19 protein-coding genes are annotated in these 17,622 nt (G+C 70.6%); 8 read left to right on the top strand and 11 right to left on the bottom strand.

Translation table 11 applies throughout. The annotated features are described in order from the left end of the window. The first annotated feature begins 2 nt into the window (after positions 1-2). Complete coding sequence (locus OG254_RS27165) at positions 3-830, top strand: class I SAM-dependent methyltransferase (RefSeq protein WP_405586569.1); 828 nt, start codon at positions 3-5, stop codon at positions 828-830. Between the two features lie 44 nt (positions 831-874). Further along, entirely contained in the window at positions 875-1,666 is a 792-nt protein-coding gene (locus OG254_RS27160) for an SURF1 family protein (RefSeq protein WP_405586566.1), read from the top strand. Positions 1,667-1,691: 25 nt separating this feature from the next. Here the strand turns inward: OG254_RS27160 and OG254_RS27155 are convergent, their stop codons facing one another. The 4 genes from OG254_RS27155 to OG254_RS27140 form a co-directional block, all read right to left on the bottom strand. After that, positions 1,692-2,828, bottom strand: a complete 1,137-nt coding sequence (locus OG254_RS27155; RefSeq protein ID WP_405586564.1) for a hypothetical protein — start codon at positions 2,826-2,828, stop codon at positions 1,692-1,694. Beyond that, positions 2,825-3,511 carry a SigE family RNA polymerase sigma factor gene (locus OG254_RS27150; RefSeq protein WP_405586562.1) on the bottom strand — a complete coding sequence of 229 codons (687 nt, stop codon included), beginning with the start codon at positions 3,509-3,511 and terminating at the stop codon, positions 2,825-2,827. The genes OG254_RS27155 and OG254_RS27150 overlap by 4 nt, the downstream gene beginning before the upstream one ends. A gap of 423 nt (positions 3,512-3,934) precedes the next feature. Then, positions 3,935-4,987, bottom strand: a complete 1,053-nt coding sequence (locus OG254_RS27145) for an aspartate-semialdehyde dehydrogenase (RefSeq protein ID WP_405586559.1) — start codon at positions 4,985-4,987, stop codon at positions 3,935-3,937. Next, positions 4,984-6,258 carry an aspartate kinase gene (locus OG254_RS27140; RefSeq protein WP_405586556.1) on the bottom strand — a complete coding sequence of 425 codons (1,275 nt, stop codon included), beginning with the start codon at positions 6,256-6,258 and terminating at the stop codon, positions 4,984-4,986. The genes OG254_RS27145 and OG254_RS27140 overlap by 4 nt, the downstream gene beginning before the upstream one ends. 261 nt (positions 6,259-6,519) lie before the next feature. Here OG254_RS27140 and OG254_RS27135 point away from each other — a divergent pair, with 261 nt between their 5' ends. The 4 genes from OG254_RS27135 to OG254_RS27120 all read left to right on the top strand — a co-directional run bounded on the left by OG254_RS27135 (position 6,520) and on the right by OG254_RS27120 (position 10,548). Beyond that, positions 6,520-7,266: a tRNA-dependent cyclodipeptide synthase gene (locus OG254_RS27135; RefSeq protein ID WP_405586554.1), complete on the top strand. Its 747-nt coding sequence runs from the start codon at positions 6,520-6,522 to the stop codon at positions 7,264-7,266. After that, positions 7,256-8,443, top strand: a complete 1,188-nt coding sequence (locus OG254_RS27130) for a cytochrome P450 (RefSeq protein WP_405586552.1) — start codon at positions 7,256-7,258, stop codon at positions 8,441-8,443. Before OG254_RS27135 ends, OG254_RS27130 begins: the two co-directional genes overlap by 11 nt. 69 nt (positions 8,444-8,512) lie before the next feature. Beyond that, positions 8,513-9,199: a response regulator transcription factor gene (locus OG254_RS27125; protein WP_405586549.1), complete on the top strand. Its 687-nt coding sequence runs from the start codon at positions 8,513-8,515 to the stop codon at positions 9,197-9,199. Continuing rightward, positions 9,196-10,548, top strand: a complete 1,353-nt coding sequence (locus tag OG254_RS27120; protein WP_405586546.1) for a sensor histidine kinase — start codon at positions 9,196-9,198, stop codon at positions 10,546-10,548. Before OG254_RS27125 ends, OG254_RS27120 begins: the two co-directional genes overlap by 4 nt. Here the strand turns inward: OG254_RS27120 and OG254_RS27115 are convergent. From OG254_RS27115 to OG254_RS27105, 3 genes are all read right to left on the bottom strand, one after another. Next, positions 10,514-11,026 (bottom strand): SgcJ/EcaC family oxidoreductase, encoded by a 513-nt coding sequence (locus OG254_RS27115; protein WP_405586543.1) that lies wholly within the window; start codon positions 11,024-11,026, stop codon positions 10,514-10,516. The two genes, OG254_RS27120 and OG254_RS27115, sit on opposite strands and share 35 nt — an antisense overlap. 137 nt (positions 11,027-11,163) lie before the next feature. Beyond that, complete coding sequence (locus OG254_RS27110; protein WP_405586540.1) at positions 11,164-11,358, bottom strand: hypothetical protein; 195 nt, start codon at positions 11,356-11,358, stop codon at positions 11,164-11,166. A gap of 116 nt (positions 11,359-11,474) precedes the next feature. After that, positions 11,475-11,891, bottom strand: coding sequence for an SsgA family sporulation/cell division regulator (locus OG254_RS27105; RefSeq protein ID WP_405586537.1), 417 nt, complete (start codon positions 11,889-11,891; stop codon positions 11,475-11,477). A gap of 178 nt (positions 11,892-12,069) precedes the next feature. Between OG254_RS27105 and OG254_RS27100 the strand changes: the two genes are divergently transcribed. Continuing rightward, positions 12,070-12,906, top strand: coding sequence for a PhzF family phenazine biosynthesis protein (locus OG254_RS27100; RefSeq protein WP_405586534.1), 837 nt, complete (start codon positions 12,070-12,072; stop codon positions 12,904-12,906). 7 nt (positions 12,907-12,913) lie between these two features. On the opposite strand, the gene OG254_RS27095 is transcribed toward OG254_RS27100, so the two are convergent. From OG254_RS27095 to OG254_RS27085, 3 genes are all read right to left on the bottom strand, one after another. After that, entirely contained in the window at positions 12,914-13,576 is a 663-nt protein-coding gene (locus tag OG254_RS27095) for a DUF5063 domain-containing protein (protein ID WP_405586532.1), read from the bottom strand. Then, positions 13,569-14,168 (bottom strand): recombination mediator RecR, encoded by a 600-nt coding sequence (gene recR / locus OG254_RS27090; protein ID WP_186283470.1) that lies wholly within the window; start codon positions 14,166-14,168, stop codon positions 13,569-13,571. The genes OG254_RS27095 and recR overlap by 8 nt, the downstream gene beginning before the upstream one ends. Positions 14,169-14,262: 94 nt before the next feature. Then, a complete protein-coding gene (locus tag OG254_RS27085; RefSeq protein ID WP_351190772.1) occupies positions 14,263-14,607 on the bottom strand; it encodes a YbaB/EbfC family nucleoid-associated protein in 345 nt (114 codons plus the stop codon). A gap of 292 nt (positions 14,608-14,899) precedes the next feature. On the opposite strand from OG254_RS27085, the gene OG254_RS27080 reads away from it, so the two are divergent. Continuing rightward, positions 14,900-15,652, top strand: a complete 753-nt coding sequence (locus OG254_RS27080; RefSeq protein ID WP_351190770.1) for an SLATT domain-containing protein — start codon at positions 14,900-14,902, stop codon at positions 15,650-15,652. A 59-nt stretch (positions 15,653-15,711) separates the two neighbouring features. Here OG254_RS27080 and OG254_RS27075 read toward each other — a convergent pair whose 3' ends face one another. After that, a complete protein-coding gene (locus tag OG254_RS27075; protein WP_405586527.1) occupies positions 15,712-17,586 on the bottom strand; it encodes a LamG-like jellyroll fold domain-containing protein in 1,875 nt (624 codons plus the stop codon). Between the last annotated feature and the right edge of the window lie 36 nt (positions 17,587-17,622).

The following is a 17,622-nucleotide window of genomic DNA, read 5'->3' as shown; positions in this document are numbered from 1 at the left end:
CCATGCCCTCCACCACCCCCACGGACTGGAATGATGCCAACCGTGCCCTGTGGGACGAACGCGTCCCGCTGCACGCCGTAGGCGCCTTCTACGACCTCGACGGATTCCGTGCCGGCACCGACCCCCTGCGCGACTTCGAGCGGGCGGAGGTCGGGGACGTCACGGGGCGCTCGCTGCTGCACCTGCAGTGCCACATGGGCCTGGACACCCTGTCCTGGGCCCGGCACGGCGCCGCCCGCGTCGTGGGCCTGGACTTCTCCGCACCGGCGGTGGACGCGGCCCGCGCACTCGCCGCCGACCTCGGCCTCGGACCCGACCGGGCCGCCTTCGTCGCGTCCGATGTGTACGACGCGGCGGACGCGGTGCCCGACCCGTCCTACGACATCGTCTACACCGGCGGCGGCGCGCTGTGCTGGCTGCCCGACCTCACACGCTGGGCCGAGACGGCCGCCTCGCTCGTCGCGCCGGGCGGGTTCCTCTACCTCGCCGAGTTCCATCCCCTCACCGAGGTCCTCGACGACGAGACGGGCTCCCGGGTGGTCCGCGACTACTTCGACCGCGACGCCCAGGTGTACGACATCCCCGGCACCTACGCCTCCGACAGCACGGACACGGTCAACAACCGCAGCGTCGAGTGGCAGCACCCGATCGGCGAGGTCGTGACCGCGCTCGCGGCGACGGGCCTGCGCATCGAGTTCCTGCACGAACACGACGTCTCGCTGTTCCGCCGCTTCGAGACCTTCGAGGAGCGGGACGGCTACCACCGCTTTCCGGCGGGCCAGCCGCGGATCCCGCTGATGTACTCGCTGAAGGCGAGCCGGCCGTACTGACCCCGCGGGCGGTCCCGCCACGGGGCCCCCGTACCGTTGACGGTGTGTACCGGTTTCTGCTGACGCCCCGTTGGTGGGGGATCAACGTCTTCGTGCTGCTCGCCATCCCCTTCTGCGTGTTCATGGGGTCCTGGCAGCTGAGCCGGTTCGAGGCGCGGGTGCAGGACCATCGCAACGCGGGTGAGCAGGCCGCGGAGAACAAGCGGGAGGCCGCCCGGCCGCTCGCCGAGCTGCTGCCGGTGGACAAGGCGACGTCGGGCCGGCAGGCCACCGCGACCGGCCGGTACGCCAAGCAGCTGCTCGTCCCGGACCGCAAGCTCGACGGCAAGCAGGGCACTTACGTCCTGACGCTGCTGCGCACCGCCGACGGCAGGGCGCTGCCGGTCGTGCGGGGCTGGCTGCCGGGCAGGGCTGACCCGGCCGACGCTCCCGCCGCACCCACCGGCGAGGTCACGGTCACCGGCGCGCTCCAGGCGTCCGAGGTGCCCGGGGAGAACGGCGTGCCCGGCCAGGGAGGCCTGCCCGTCGGCCAGACGGGGGCGATCAGCGCGGCGTCGCTGGTGAACCTGGTGCCGTACGACGTCTACGACGGCTGGATCACCCTCGCCAAGGCCGACTCCGGCATGCGGCCGGTCCCGGCGGCCGCCGCCGACGACACCGGCCTCGACCTGAAGGCGTTCCAGAACCTGGGCTACACCGGCGAGTGGTTCGTCTTCGCCGGCTTCGTGGTCTTCATGTGGTTCCGGCTGCTGCGCCGCGAGGTGGAGTTCATCCGGGACGCGGAGCTCGGGCTGACGCCGGACGAGGAGCCCGTCTCCAGCCCGTCCGGCGTCTGAGACCGCCACGGGGTGCGGCTACGGGCTACGCCCCCGCCAGCACGCCCGTCCAGTAGATGGCCCCCGCGCAGGCGTTGGACACGACCACCGTGGCCGTCGGGGCTCCCGCCGCCGTCGTGTTGGTGATCGTGACGCTGCCGTCGAGGGTGGTGTCCTCGCTCAGCAGCTGCGTCGAGGTACCCGAGTCGGTGCCCGTGGAGCTGCCCTCGGTGGTGCCGCTGGTGGGGTCGGTCGGGGTCGGGTCGGGTGAGGGTTCGCCACCGCCCGGGCCGCCGGTCGTGGGGTCGGTCGTGGTGGGGCAGGTCTCCGAGGGGATCCAGGCGAACTTCACCGCGTACGACTCGCCCGGCTTGAGGGCGAGGGACGTGAGTTCCTGGGCCGGGTCGGGCAGACCGGCCGCCGCGTCGCCCGCGACATGCCGGATCGCGGAGATCTTCGTGGCGTCCGCCGCTCCGCCCGTCACGAAGCTGACCGTGCCGGGGCTGCTCACCGTGCAGTCGACCGTCGAGATGTTGCTGAAGCGGAAAGTGCCGTACACCGTGCCGGACGGGTCGGGCCCGTCCGCGCTCCCGCCGGAGGTGCCGAGCTGGTCGGCGGTACACGGCGTGACGTCGGCGGCGCTGGGGGCGGAGGGGTCGGCGGAGCTTCCGGGTCCGGTGCCCGTACCGGTACCGGGGTCCTTGTCCTCGTCCTTGTCGTGCCCCTTGCCCTGGTCCTCGGTCTTGCCCGAGGAGCCGCCCGAGGTGCTCTGGCCGCCGTTGGTCTCCTTGCCCTGACCCGCCCCGCCCTGGGCCTGCTCGCCATGGCCGGCGTTCGCCGGGTTGACGTTGGGGCCGGTGGAGTTGGACACGTGCACCAGGGCCGGGACGGCGGTGCCGATGAAGAGGGCCGCGGCCGCCATGCCGACGAGCGCCTGCCGCTTGCGTGCCCGCCGGGCGGGCACCGCCCGGCGCAGATGGTCCAGGGTGCCGTCGCGCGGCTCGATCTCCTGGACCACGTCGTGCAGCATGCGGCGCAGTTCCAGCTCGTCCGAGACGAGCCCCTCGGGGCCCTGGTCGTCGGGGCCGTGGTTCACAGTTCGGTTCCCAGCGTGCGATTGCTTCGGCTGTTGCTCGTCCGGCCGCTTCGCCGGCTCGGGCCGCCCGTCATGGTCGTCGCTCATGCCGACGCCTCCATGGCGACCCGCAGCGCCGCGATGCCGCGCGAGCCGTAGGCCTTCACCGAGCCCAGCGAGATGCCGAGCGTCTCGGCGACCTGAGCCTCGGTCATGTCCGCGAAGTAGCGCAGGACGAGCACCTCGCGCTGGCGGCGCTGCAGGCCCTTCATCGCCTTGATGAGGGAGTCCCGCTCGAGCTGGTCGTAGGCCCCCTCCTCCGCGCTCGCCATGTCGGGCATCGGCTTGGACAGCAGCTTCAGGCCGAGTATGCGGCGGCGCAGGGCGGAGCGGGAGAGGTTCACGACGGTCTGGCGCAGATACGCCAGTGTCTTCTCCGGATCCCGCACCCGCTTGCGCGCGGAGTGGACGCGGATGAAGGCCTCCTGGACGACGTCCTCGCAGGAGGCGGTGTCGTCGAGGAGGAGGGCCGCGAGACCCAGCAGGGAGCGGTAGTGCGCCCGGTAGGTCTCGGTGAGGTGATCGACGGTCGTGCCGGCCGCCGCGGTGTTCTCCGCGTGCTCGGCACCGTCACGCTGACTCGGGATGCGGGTGGGCCGCGCTGCGGGCATGGGCGCGATCACCGGCATGCCGCCGCCGGGCGCACCGGGCATGCGGGGTCGGACGGTCCGACGGGGCGGCCGTAGGGCCGTACCGCGGGTCGCCGCGCTGAAGTCGAGTACCTCTGCCACGCCTGTTTGACACGCGTCCCCCCAAGAGGGTTGTACGTGCCGGACGTCACTTTTGCGCCAGTCCTCGCAATCGACCCTCCGGTTCCCGCTCCGGACGGTCTCGTCCCAGGCAGCACAGCTGACCGTGCGTCAAACGCCCACATGCCTACCCGCTCTTCCCTTATGTCCTCAATAAGCAGAGCGTCCCCACGCCCTGCTCGTGGCGTCCCCACGCCACAGAAAAACGCGTCTCCACGCCCCATAAGGGCGACCGCAAAGACGCTCCCCGCCCTGCAAGCGGTTGCAAGGGCGGGGAGAAAAATCTTCGGCTGCCGGCCAGGTCCGGTTCAAGTGGTCCGGACCATCGATCAGCTCACACTTTTCACACAGATCCTACAAACGATCCGCCGGGTGCCCAGCGAGTTTTCCTGCGGCGCGGCCGCTTCACGAGAACTCCGCCGCCACGAGCTCGGCGATCTGTGCGGTGTTGAGGGCCGCGCCCTTGCGCAGATTGTCCCCGCAGACGAAGAGTTCGAGCGCCGTCGGATCGTCCAGCGCGCGCCGCACCCGGCCGACCCAGGTCGGGTCCGTGCCCACGACATCGGCGGGCGTCGGGAACTCACCGGCCTCCGGGTCGTCGTACAGCACGACGCCCGGCGTGGTGGCCAGGATCTCGCGCGCCTTGGCGACGGTGACCTCGTTCTCGAAGCGGGCGTGCACGGTCAGCGAGTGCCCGGTCAGCACCGGCACCCGCACACAGGTCACCGCGACCGGCAGCTTCGGCAGCCCGAGGATCTTGCGGGACTCGTCCCGCACCTTCATCTCCTCCGAGGACCAGCCGTCCTCGCGCAGCGACCCGGCCCACGGCACGACGTTCAGCGCGACCGGCTCCGGGAACGGCCCGGTGTTCTCGCCGATGGCCCGCCGTACGTCTCCGGGGCTGGTCCCCAGTTCCGTACCGGCGACCAGGGACAGCTGCTGGCGCAGGGTGTCGACGCCGGCGCGGCCGGCCCCGCTCACCGCCTGGTAGGAGGACACCACCAGGGAGCGCAGCCCGAACTCGGCGTGCAGCGCGCCGAGCGCCACGATCATGGAGAGGGTCGTGCAGTTGGGGTTGGCGACGATGCCGCGCGGCCGCCTGCGCACCACGTGCGAATTGACCTCGGGCACGACCAGGGGCACCTCCGGATCCATCCGGAAGGCGCCCGAATTGTCCACCACCACCGCGCCCTTGGCGGCGGCGATCGGCGCCCATTGGGCGGCCACCTCGTCCGGTACGTCGAACATCGCGACGTCGATCCCGGCGAAGGCCTCCTCGGTCAGCGCCACCACCTCGACCTCCTCGCCGCGCACGGTCAGCTTGCGGCCGGCCGAGCGCGGCGAGGCGATCAGACGGATCTCGCCCCAGATGTCCGCACGCTGGGACAGGATCTGGAGCATGACCGAGCCCACGGCCCCGGTCGCTCCCACGACCGCGAGCGTCGGTCGTCGGGTCATCGCCCGGTGCCTCCGTACACGACAGCCTCGTCGCTGTCGGAGTCGAGCCCGAAGGCGGAGTGCACGGCGCGCACGGCCTCGTTGACGTCGTCGGCGCGGGTGACGACCGAGATACGGATCTCGGAGGTCGAGATCAGCTCGATGTTCACACCGGCGTCGGCCAGCGCCTTGAAGAAGTCGGCCGTGACGCCCGGGTTGGTCTTCATACCGGCGCCGACCAGGGAGATCTTGCCGATCTGGTCGTCGTAGCGCAGCGAGTCGAAGCCGATGCCGCCCTTGTTCTTCTCCAGGGCGTCGATGGCCTTGCGGCCCTCGGACTTCGGCAGCGTGAAGGAGATGTCCGTCAGACCGGTGGCGGCGGCGGACACGTTCTGCACGATCATGTCGATGTTGATCTCGGCGTCGGAGATCGCGCGGAAGATCGCGGCGGCCTCGCCCGGCTTGTCCGGCACACCGACGACCGTGACCTTGGCCTCGGAGGTGTCGTGCGCGACACCGGAGATGATGGCCTGCTCCACCTGCTTGATCCCTTCGATCGGCTCGCTGCTGACCCACGTGCCCCGCAGTCCGCTGAAGCTGGACCGGACGTGGATCGGGATGTTGTACCGGCGGGCGTACTCCACGCAGCGGTGGAGCAGCACCTTCGAGCCGGACGCAGCCAGCTCCAGCATGTCCTCGAAGGAGATCCAATCGATCTTCTTCGCCTTCTTGACCACGCGCGGGTCGGCGGTGAACACACCGTCGACGTCGGTGTAGATCTCGCACACCTCGGCGTCGAGCGCGGCGGCCAGCGCCACGGCGGTGGTGTCGGACCCGCCGCGGCCCAGCGTGGTGATGTCCTTGGAGTCCTGGCTCACGCCCTGGAAACCGGCGACGATGGCGATGTTGCCCTCGTCCACCGAGGTGCGGATCCGGCCCGGCGTGACATCGATGATCCGGGCTTTGTTGTGGACCGAGTCGGTGATGACACCTGCCTGGCTGCCGGTGAACGACTGGGCCGAGTGGCCCAGGTTTTTGATCGCCATGGCCAGCAATGCCATGGAGATCCGCTCTCCGGCGGTCAGCAGCATGTCGAGCTCGCGTCCGGCAGGGATCGGGGATACCTGCTCGGCGAGATCGATCAGCTCGTCCGTCGTGTCGCCCATCGCGGAAACCACGGCAACCACCTGGTGGCCGTTCTTCTTGGCTTCCACGATCCGCTTGGCGACGCGCTTGATGCCCTCGGCATCGGCTACGGAGGAGCCTCCGTACTTCTGCACGACAAGGCCCACGTGCGCTCCTCGCTCAGTCCGTGTGTGTCGGCTCAGTCTATAGAGCGTCCGAAAACGACCTTGGGGTTCCCAGATGGTGAGATTCGGACGCTCGGGGTGGTGTCTGCCCGGCGCAGGGCACGGCACACGAAGAAGTGGCACAGCTCACCACCCCCCTCACCATTGACGCTCTCCGTAGTCGCACACTAACTTCGCGTCGTCGTCGCCACACCAGGGGCACAAGGCTCCATCGGGACTAGCGACGCGAAGGACCCGCATCCTTTGACGACTGCGACCGCTTCCGAGATCCAGCACGTCACATCAGCCGATACGGATTCTCCGGCCGGCTCATTCAAGATCCAGCCCTTCACCCCGCACTGCGAGGTCATCCGCACCGCCGGCGACCACGCCGTGGTCGGCGTCTCCCCCGGCAACAGCTACTTCTCCGCCCGCCGGGTCCACGACCTGGCCCGCTGGGGCCTCGCCCGCTTCGAACGGGTCGACTTCGTCTACACGGACCTGTACGTGGCCGAGATGTACGCGGCGTCCGGCTATCCGCCCGAGGACGCCCGCCGCAAGGCGGTGAAGAACCTGCGCGGGGTACGGGCCAAGGTCCTCGGCGCCGTCGAGGCGGCCGACCCGGACGGCACCCGCCTGCACGCCCACGCCATGTCCGACTTCCGCGGCAACGCGGCGTACCGGGAGATCCACGACCGTCTCCAGGCCCGCCTCGCCACCGACGACGAGTTCCGCACGACCTGCGAGAAGCTCGTCGACTCCTTCCTGGACGGCCGGGCGGGACGGGTGAGCGCCGCCCAGCGCGAGGTCTGCCTCGCCTACGTCTGCGCCGAGGCCCCGCTCTTCCTGGACACCCCCGCCATCCTCGGTGTCCCGTCCTCCCTCAACTGCTACCACCAGCTGCTGCCGATGGCCGAGCTGCTCTACTCCCGCGGCGCCGGACTGCGCGCCTCCCGCAACCAGGGACACGCCATCGTCACGCCGACCGAGGGAACCACCGATGCTCACTGAGACCCCCATCGACTTCCCCTTCTCCTGGCGCGGCGACCAGCTCCCGCACGAGGTCGAGGAGTTGCGCGCCGGCACTCCCGTGCGCCGGGTGCGCACCATCGCCGGCGACGAGGCCTGGCTGGTGTCGTCGTACGACCTGTGCAAGCAGGTCCTCGAAGACCCCCGCTTCAGCCTCAAGGACACCTCCGCCCCGGGCGTGCCCCGCCAGTACGCGCTGACGATCCCGCCCGAGGTCGTCAACAACATGGGGAACATCACCGGCGCCGGGCTGCGCAAGGCCGTGCTGAAGGCGCTGAACCCGAAGAGCCCCGGCCTGGCCGAGTGGATGCGCTCCCGCGCCGGCGAGCTGGTCGACGCCCTGATGCGCGAGGGCGCTCCGGCGGACCTGCGCGGCGGCTTCGCCGACCCGTACTCCGCGGGCATGCACTGCCGCATCCTCGGCATCCCGCACGCGGACGCGCCCCGGCTGATGCGGAGCCTGGACATCGCGTTCATGAACTCGGCCTGTCCCGTCACGGGCGCCCGGCTCAACTGGGACCGGGACATCGCCTACATGACCGAGCGGCTCGACGACCCGGCGACGACCGGTCTGATGGCCGAGCTCGCCGCCCTGCGCGCGGACCCCGAGTACGCCCAACTGACCGACGAGATGCTCGCGACGGTCGGCGTGACGATGTTCGGCGCCGGGGTCATCTCCACCGCGGGCTTCCTGACCATGGCCCTGGTGTCGCTGATCCAGCACCCGGACCTCCAGGCCGAGCTGGTCGCGGACAACGGAAAGATCCCGGCGGCCGTCGAGGAGCTCCTGCGCATCAACCTGTCCATCGGCGACGGCCTGCCGCGCCTCGCCCTGGACGACGTACGGCTCGCAGACGTCGACGTCCGCAAGGGCGACCTCGTGCTGGTCCTCGTCGAGGGCGCGAACTTCGACCCGGCCGCCTTCCCCGACCCGCACCGGGTCGACCTCGGCCGGGAGAACGCCACAGCCCACCTCTCCTTCGGCGGCGGACGCCACTACTGCCCCGCCACCGCCCTCGGCCGCAGGCACGCCGAGATCGCCCTTCAGACCCTGCTGGAGCGGATGCCGAAGCTGCGGCTCGCGGTGCCGATCGAGCAGCTGGTGTGGCGGACGGGCTTCATGAAGCGGATCCCGGAGCGGCTGCCGATCATGTGGTAACTCCCGTTCTGCCCGGTCATGGGCTCGGCGGCCGGACGTCTTTAAAGTTCAACCACTATGGTTCGCCGTGTGCGCGTACTTCTGGTGGAAGACGACGAACCGGTCGCCGAGTCGCTCCGGCGAGGGCTCCTGCGCTACGGCTTCGAGGTGGCCTGGGTCACCACGGGCGGCGCGGCGCTGAGCCACAGCGATCCCTACGACGTCGTGCTCCTCGATCTCGGTCTGCCCGACACCGACGGACTCGACGTCTGCAAGGCGCTGCGCGAGCGCGGCGACGTGCCGATCATCGTGATCAGCGCGCGCAGCGACGAGACGGACCGGGTGGTCGGCCTTGAGCTCGGCGCGGACGACTACGTCTCCAAGCCGTTCGGGGTCCGCGAGGTCATCGCGCGGATACGAGCCGTGATGCGCCGCGTTCAGCCGCGTACGCCCGCCGCCGACGCCGGCCCCGACCGCTACGGCGACCGCCTCACCATCGACCGCAAGGCGGCCCGCGTCCGGCTGGACGGCGAGGAGGTGGCGCTCGCGCCCAAGGAGTACGACCTGCTGGCCTTCCTCACCGAGGAGCCCGGGGCGCTGATGTCGCGCGAGCAGATCATGGAGGCGGTCTGGGACGCGAACTGGTTCGGCCCGACCAAGACGCTGGACGTGCATGTGGCGGCGCTGCGGCGGAAGTTGGCCGGGGCGATCACGATCGAGGCGGTACGGGGGGTCGGTTTCCGGCTGGAGATCGCCGCGGGCAGCAGCGCCTCATGAACCGCCAGCTCATCCGCAGCTACATCCTGCTCGTCGCGGTCGCCATCTTCCTGTTCACCGTGCCGGTCGCCTTCACGCTCACCAAGCAGCTGCGCGACGACACCGAACTGTCCGTCCTGCGCGAGGCCAAGACCATGGCGCTGCTGCTGGGCAACGGCGACGGCCTCTCCTGCGACGCCCTGACCCGGGTGGCCAAGGCCTACGGCACCGAGACACCCGGCGACGTCCAGGTGACCCCCACCGGCGGCTGCGCCCCGGACGTACCGCGGCCCGCGGCGGACGCGGCGCTGACGCGGGCCGTGGAGCAGAACAAGCAGTCCACGGACTGGGGTTCCGACTTCATCTGGGGCAAGCACCTGACGATCACCGTCCCGGCCCAGGGGGACGCGGCCGTACGGATCGTCTACTCGACCTCGGACATGACCACGCGACTGTGGTCGATCTGGGGCTTCCGGGCGGCCCTGGCCGTGCTCGTGCTGGCGGCGGCCGCCGCGATCGGCGCGTTCGCCGCCCGCCGGATCACCGCGCCGCTGCGCGAACTGAACTCCATGGCGAGCAAGTTCAGCGACGGCGACCTGACCGCGCGCTCCCCGGTGACGGGTCCGCCGGAGACCCAGACCCTCGCCCGCACCCTGAACCAGGGCGCGGAACGCCTGGACACCCTGGTCGCCTCACAGCGGATCTTCGTGGCCGACGCCTCGCACCAGCTCCGTACGCCTCTCACGGCGCTGCGCCTGTCCCTGGACAACATCGCGGACGGCGTGGACGACGAGTTCGTGCGCGAGGACGTCGAGCAGGCGACCGCCGAGGTCGTGCGGATGAGCCGTCTCGTCAACGGTCTGCTGGTCCTCGCCCGCGCGGAGGCGAAGGTGTCGGCCGCGGAGCCGCTGTCGCTGAGGGAGATCGTGGAGGAACGGCTGACGGTATGGAGGCCGGCCGCCGACGAGCGCGGAGTCACCATCGCGCTCGGGGGGAGTGCCGACGGCCGGCCGTTCGTGCTGGCCAGCCCGGGTCATCTGGACCAGGTGCTGGACAACGTGCTCTCCAACGCCCTTGAGGTGTCACCGGACGGCGGCACGATCACCGTCGAGGTGGAGCAACGGGGCGACGAGGTGGTGCTGTCGGTGCTCGACGAGGGCCCCGGCATGTCGGACACCGACAAGTCCCGTGCCTTCGACCGGTTCTGGCGCGGCAGGGGCCTGACCGGGAAGACCGGTTCGGGCCTCGGCCTCGCCGTCGTCAAGCAGCTGGTGACCGACGACGGCGGGACCGTGGCGCTCGGGGACGCTCCCGGGGGCGGGCTGAAGGTGACGATCAGCCTTCGGGCATCTTCGAGGAGTGGTGGTTGACGATGAGCCACTCGCCGCCGCGCTTCTCGTAGGCGTAGGTGTAGCGGGCCTCGACGGTGCTCTTCTCGCCGGTCTCGGGGTCGGTGAGCGCGAACTCGTAAGTGCCGGTGTCGATGGCCGAGTTGCTGTCGAGGACGTTGACGTGGGTCTCGATCTTCGTGCCGACCGGCTTGTTCGCGAGGAAGTGCTCGAAGTAGTCGACGATGCCGGCGCGGTCGGTGCGGACCTTGTTGGAGACGGTGGGCAGCAGCACCCCGTCCCTCGCGTACAGGTCGGCGACCTGCTCCGGGTCGCCGGTCTGCAGGGCTCTGTTCCACTGGTCGAACAGCCCGGCTATCTGCTTCTTGCCGGGCTTGCTGGGCTTGCTGTCGCCCCAGCCGGGCCCTGCGACCGCGCCGCCGGCGGCGACGGTGCCGACGGCGACCATGGCGGTGGCGGTGACAATGGCTGCGCGCTTGCTGAGGGAACGACGAGTCATCGCATCTCCAGTACGGGTCTGGTGGGTTCACTGCGGTGGAAGTGACTCCAGACTCGCTTCGCACTGGTTAGGGGCCGTGCAGCGGACGTACAGGCCCGGGACAGCACGTCTCCAATTCGCGCCGCGTACCCGCCCGGTCACACAGCGGCAGCCCTCTTGCGGCCGCGCCCGCGCACCAACTCGCCCCCGGCGCCCAGCGATACGACGCCCATGCCGACGGCGGTCATGACGCCCTGCGTGCCGTCCACGACGAAGGGGGCGGCCGCGGCGACGACGGCGTTGAAGAGGAACAGGAACCACAGGACGGGGCGGGAGGAGAGCAGAGCCTTCACGACGGTTTCCTTCGGGGCGGGGCCGCCGCTGCGGCCGTTGACCTAGCACGATCAACGATTCCGTGTCCCGGGGCCGGCGACGAGGGAGCGGACTCCCGAAGGCGGGGTGCAGCGGGCTACACCATCCCCCCGAACAGCGTCACCAGGCCCTGGTCCAGTTCCGCGCCCAAGGTCTCCTCGCCGGGTGCGACCACGGTGTAGGTGCGGGCCAGGAAGCGGTACAGGTCCGCGGTGGCGAACCGGAGCACGGCCACCCCCACCGGCGAGTGGAACTCGACAGACGTGTCCGACTCCCCGCGCGGCCGGACGCGTACGGTGCCGATCCCGGCCGGGGCCCGCAGGCCTTCCCCGAGCAGTACCCGGGCGAACGTCCAGGTGGTGGCCTCGCCGTCGAGGGTGACATGGCGCGGGAAGTCGATGTGCACGGCCAGCGGGTCGCCGGCGGTGTAGCGCAGCGTGGCCGGTATGGCGATTTCCTGGCCCGCGTCGGTGATCAGACGGGCGCCGGTCGGCTGCTCCAGGGTGACGTGCATGGTCGGGGCTCCGATTCGGGGGCGGGGCAGCGGCCGGGTCTGGCCGTTGTGAGTGTGAGACGCCGCGAGGGGCCCGTCCATTACGCCGCTTCCGCAGACTTCTTCTGTAACCTGCGTCACTCCACCGTGGCCGGGTAATCCACTCGCCCCGCTCCCCGCCCGCGGTTACCGTCCACGGATGGAGATTTCGCGCTACGTGGCCTTCAGCAGCGACCCCGCGGGAGGCAACCCGGCAGGTGTGGTGCTCGACGCCACCGGGGTCGACGACTCGGTGATGCTGGCGACAGCCGCCGAACTCGGCTACTCCGAGTCGGCGTTCGTCGTGCCGGCCGACGACGACACCCTGGACATCCGCTACTTCAGCCCGCTCGCCGAGGTGCCGTTCTGCGGCCACGCGACGATCGCCACGGCCGTCGCCTACGCGGAACGCCACGGCACCGGCCGGCTGTTGCTGCGCACGAAGGCCGGCCCGGTCCCCGTGACCACCGACCGGGCGGCGGACGGCACCCTGACGGCGACCCTGGTGAGCGTGGCCCCGCACACGGAACCGCTCGCGGAGGCCGACCTGGCCGAGCTGCTGGCGATCCTGGGCTGGTCCACCGCGGACCTGGACCCGGCGCTGCCGCCGCGCGTGGCCTTCGCCGGAGCCCGGCACCCGATCCTCGCCGCCGCGACACGCGAGCGGCTGGCCGACCTGGACTACGACATGGAGGCGCTGGCCGCCCTCATGGCCCGCGAGGACTGGACCACGGTCGACCTGGTCCGGCGGGAGTCCGAGACCGTGTTCCACGCCCGCAACCCGTTCCCGCCCGGCGGTGTCGTGGAGGACCCGGCCACGGGTGCGGCGGCGGCCGCCTTCGGCGGCTATCTACGGGAGCTCGAACTCGTGGCGGCACCCGCCACCCTGACGATCCATCAGGGTGTGGACATGGGCAGGCCGAGCACGATCACGGTGACCGTGCCGAAGGAGCCCGGCGCGGGCATCGGCGTGACCGGCACGGCCGTACGGATCTGAACCGCCGCTACTGCGCCGGGCGCAGCCCCAGCTGCTCCCCGATCTCCTGCTCCATGACCTTGCCGGCCTCGAACTCCAGCGTCTCGTCACCCATCACACCCTGGTCCGTGTCCAGGCCGTCCAACTCCTCCAGGGGCTGGTCAAGGCGGACGTGGGCCAGGACCGAGTGCAGTGCGCGCAGCGTCGCGGACGCCGTCGAGCCCCAGTTGGAGAAGTAGGAGAACTGCCACCACCACAGGGCCTCGGCGGTGCGGCCGGCGCGGTAGTGGGCCATGCCGTGGCGCAGGTCGGTGATGACGTCGGTCAGATCGTCGGAGATCCGCGCCGGGACTGGGGCCTTGCGGGGCTCGTAGGGGTCGAAGACCTCGGAGTAGACGTCGACCGGGTCCAGGAGGCGGGCGAGGTTCTCGCGGAGCTCGTCCACGTCCGGCTCCGGGCCCAGGTCGGGCTCGTAGCGCTCGTCGGGGACGATGTCCTCGTGGGCGCCGAGGCGGCCGCCGGCCAGCAGGAGCTGGGAGACCTCCAGGAGGAGGAAGGGCACGGTCGAGCCCGGCTCGTCGCCCTTCGCGACCTCCGTGACGGCGACCAGGAAGCTCTCGATCTGGTCCGAGATCTGGACCGCGAAGTCGTCCGGGTTGTGCTCGGTCGCGTGCAGCGTGGCGTCAGACATCTAGGAGTCGTCTCCCCTCGAAGGCGCGGCCGAGGGTGACCTCGTCCGCGTATTCCAGGTCGCCACCCACCGGGAGGCCGCTGGCCAGGCGGGTGACCTTCAGGCCCATGGGCTTGATCATGCGTGCGAGGTACGTGGCGGTGGCCTCGCCCTCGAGATTCGGGTCGGTGGCCAGGATCAGCTCCGTGACCGTCCCGTCGGCCAACCGCGCGAGAAGTTCTCGTATACGCAGGTCGTCCGGTCCGACACCCTCGATCGGGCTGATCGCGCCGCCGAGGACGTGATAACGGCCGCGGAACTCACGGGTCCGCTCGATCGCCACGACGTCCTTCGGCTCCTCGACCACGCAGATCACCGCCGGGTCGCGGCGCGCGTCCCGGCAGATGTTGCACAGCTCCTCCTGCGCGATGTTCCCGCACGTCGCGCAGAAGCGGACCTTCGCCTTGACCTCCATCAGGGCCTGGGCGAGGCGCCGTACATCCGTCGGTTCCGCCTGGAGGATGTGGAAGGCGATCCGCTGCGCGCTCTTGGGACCGACGCCGGGCAGCCGACCCAGCTCGTCGATGAGGTCCTGGACCACGCCTTCGTACAACGGACTGCCGTCCTTCCTGGGGGTTCCTTACGGTACGTACGGTAGTTGGCGACGACCCCTCTTAGAAAGACAAGGCGGGGAACGCCCCGAAGCGTCAGAAGGGCAGGCCGGGGATGCCGCTGCCGCCGCCCAGGCCCTGGGCCAGCGGGCCCAGCTTCTGCTGCTGGAGGTTCTGCGCGTTCTCGTTGGCCGCCTGGACGGCCGCGATGACCAGGTCGGCGAGGGTCTCGGTGTCCTCCGGGTCCACCGCCTTCGGGTCGATCTTCAGCGCGCGGAGCTCGCCGGCGCCGGTGACGGTGGCCTTCACCAGACCGCCGCCGGCCTGGCCCTCGACCTCGGTCTGCGCCAGTTCTTCCTGCGCCCGCTGCAGGTCCTGCTGCATCTTCTGAGCCTGCTGAAGCAGCTGCTGCATGTTGGGCTGGCCACCACCGGGGATCACGATCAGCTCCTTGCGTGTGTTACGCGTTTCCCGTTCAGCACGAGCCTACGTGGTCTGCGTGGCCGTCGCCCCAGCACTCTTTCGAGTGAGAGGAACTGGAGTCCTATACCTGATCAAGGCCCCCTTCCGGGCGGAAAAGAGGCGAAAGGCATCTCTTCGACACCCATTGGGCGGTAGGAAGGGTCCGGCGCGTCAGCCTCAGGTGTTGCGTGACGTTCCGTGCGCTGCGGGGGTCGCATCCACGTCGTAGGTCGTACGTGATGTCACGCACCGTGACAGTAGGGAGTGCCGGGTGGGTCAGCCGGAGATGCAGCCCGACAGGTCGCCTCGGGACGGGCGGGGCGGTGAAGGGGCGGCCGGGCTGCGGCCCGGCGATCTGACGGGGCGGGCGTTTCCGCACGGGGACTGGGGGGAGCCGGCGATGCGGCTGGACGAGCTGTACCGGTGGGTGGAGCGGGGGGCGCTGGACACGGCGGCGTGGTATCTCGCGGACCGGGTGTGGAAGCGGCGGGTGGCGCGGGCGTTGCGGGGTGGGGCTGCGGCGGGGGCGGTCGTGGGGGCTTCGTTGCCGCTGCTGGATCTGACCGGGGTCACGAGCGGGGTGGCCCCCTGGGGGTATCTGGCGCTGCTGATGGCCGTGGCCTGTGTGGCGGTCGACCGGTTCTTCGGGATCACGTCCGGGTGGATAAGGGACGTCGCCACTGCGCAGGCCGTGCAGCGGCGGGTTCAGGTCCTTCAGTTCGACTGGGCGACGGAGTGTGTGCGCGAGGTTCTGGGGCCGGCGGAGGGGACGGCCAGTGAGGCCGCGGAGCGGTGTCTGGGGGTGCTGCGGCGGTTCTCCGAGGATGTGACCGAGCTGGTGCGGGCGGAGACGGCCGACTGGATGGTGGAGTTCCGGACGGGGTCGGCGCCGCTGGGGATTCAGTCGGCGGTGGCCGGGGGGAGTCGGCAGGACGCGGGGGTGGGGCAGGGGCGGTTCGCTGTGCCGCCGTCGAACGGGGCCCGGCCGAACATGCCTCGGCAGCGGCCGCCCGAGCCGCGGTGACGGGGACTCTCCCGGTTGTCTGAGGGCCTTCGGCCCCCAGACCCCAAGTGGTGGGCTCCTTACGCGAACGGCGTCAAGAAGTCCCGTACGGGCAGCGCCCGGTTGACTATCCGGGTGTCGCCTATCCAGCCGTAGAAGCTCTGGCCGAAGCGTTCGTCGAACTGGGTTGCGCCGAGGACGAAGGGCTTGCCGAGGGTGGCTATGCCGGTGGAGCGCTGGGTGGGGTTGCGGGCGATCTTCGAGCCGTCCACGTAGACCACGGTGCGGCGGCCGTCGTTGACGACGGCGATGTGGGTCCAGCGGCCGACGGGAAGGGCGTGGCTCCAGGACGTCGGGTCGGCGTCCTGGGCGTGCGGGTAGACGACGAACTGGAGGAAGCGCTCGGGAGAGAGGTTGAGGCTGCAGGTGGGTTCCAGGGGGGACCATCCGGTCGTCTTGCCCGCGTCGCCGTTGCGCCCCTCCCAGCTGAGGATGCCCATCCAGCTGTGGTCGCCCTCGAAGGGCTCGGGGAGCCGGATGAAGGTCTCGATGGTGTAGCCGCCGGTGAACTTCCGGCTGTTCAGGGCGGCTTGGGGGCCGGTGGTCAGGATGGCGCCGCGGTCGGGGCTCTTGCCGCCGTCGAAACGGAGGCTGGCGTGCGCCGGCTGGCCCGGGTGGTGGTCCGCCGACCAGGTCAGGGCGTCGGGTCCGCTGGAGTGCAGACGGCTGACGGTCAGGTCGTTGCCGTTGCCGCTGAGGTCGCGGACCACCGCGCCGTCCGCGATGGGCGTGCCCGGCGATCCGGCCGCGGTCGTGCCCGATGTGTCGAAGCGCCAGTACGCGACCGTGCCCCGGGGCATCACCGCGGAGGCCGGGCGGGGTTTCGGCGGTACCACCGGGGCGAAGCCCTTGAAGCGTTCGTTGAAGTCGATCGTGAGGGTGAACCGGTCCACCGGGCCGGTCAGTTCGATGGTCTCCGCCTCCAGCGGCGTGCGCCGGTCCGGGTCGCGGGCGAGGAACCACGGGGAGAACGTCTCGACGTCGATGACGCCCCGGGCCAGGTCGAATCCGTAGGTGCGGATCATTCCGGCACCGCCGTAGTAGCGGTCCTGGTAGTTGGTGATGTGGACGTGGACATCGTTGTCGGCGTCGTTGGAGAGGACCGTGCGGCCCGGCGGCCAGTAGTGTCCGCCCAGCGCGAGGAAGATCTGGTCGTTGTCGCGGACGAGGCCGTCCCACAGGCGTCGGCCGTTGTCCGACAGTTGTGCCTTGCCGTCGTCGTCCGACCAGGCCATGTCGTGCGTGGTGAGGACGGCCGGAAGGGTGGGGTGCGCGTCCAGGACGCCTTGCGCCCAGCGCAGTCCCTTGTCCGACACCCTCCAGTCGAGGGCGAGGACGAGCCACTCGCGGTCCGCCGCGCGCAGTACGTGGTAGCTGTTGTAGCCGTCGGGCGAGGCACCGCCGAAGGTCGGCATGGAGGCGTAGCGCCTGGGCCCGAACTCCGCGAGGTAGGCGGAGTCGCCGCGCTGGTCGTCGGTGGAGGAACGGATGTCGTGGTTGCCGGCCAGCACGCTGTACGGCACTTTGCCGTGCAGGGTGCGGAACGTGTCGGCGGCGAGTGCGATCTCGTCCTCGGTGCCGTGCTCGGTGACGTCCCCGAGGTGGGTCATGAAGGCGATGTTCGCCTCGGCGCGCTCGGCGACCAGGTAGCGGAAGGTCTCCCGCAGCGGGGCCGGGTCGGCGCTGTCGGCGTCGAAGAGGTACTGCGTGTCGGGGAGGACGGCGAGGGTGAAGCGCGGGTTCTCGGGATCGAAGCCGCCGTGCCGTGCCGTGGTCGCGGCCTGCGCCGCCGTCGGGTCGAGTGCCGTGACCGCGGCGCCGGCGGCCGGTGCGACGACCGCGGCACGCAGCAACGTGCGTCTGTGCAGGCGGTTCTGGTCGGGTGACGTACTCATGCACACTCCATGCCTGAGCTCGGGTGCCTGGACAGG

This window comes from Streptomyces sp. NBC_01092, from assembly GCF_045039535.1.
In the GTDB taxonomy this organism is placed as follows: Bacteria; Actinomycetota; Actinomycetes; order Streptomycetales; family Streptomycetaceae; genus Streptomyces.
Note: the sequence above shows the minus strand (reverse complement) of the source record. Positions and strands in the feature narration are given on the sequence as shown.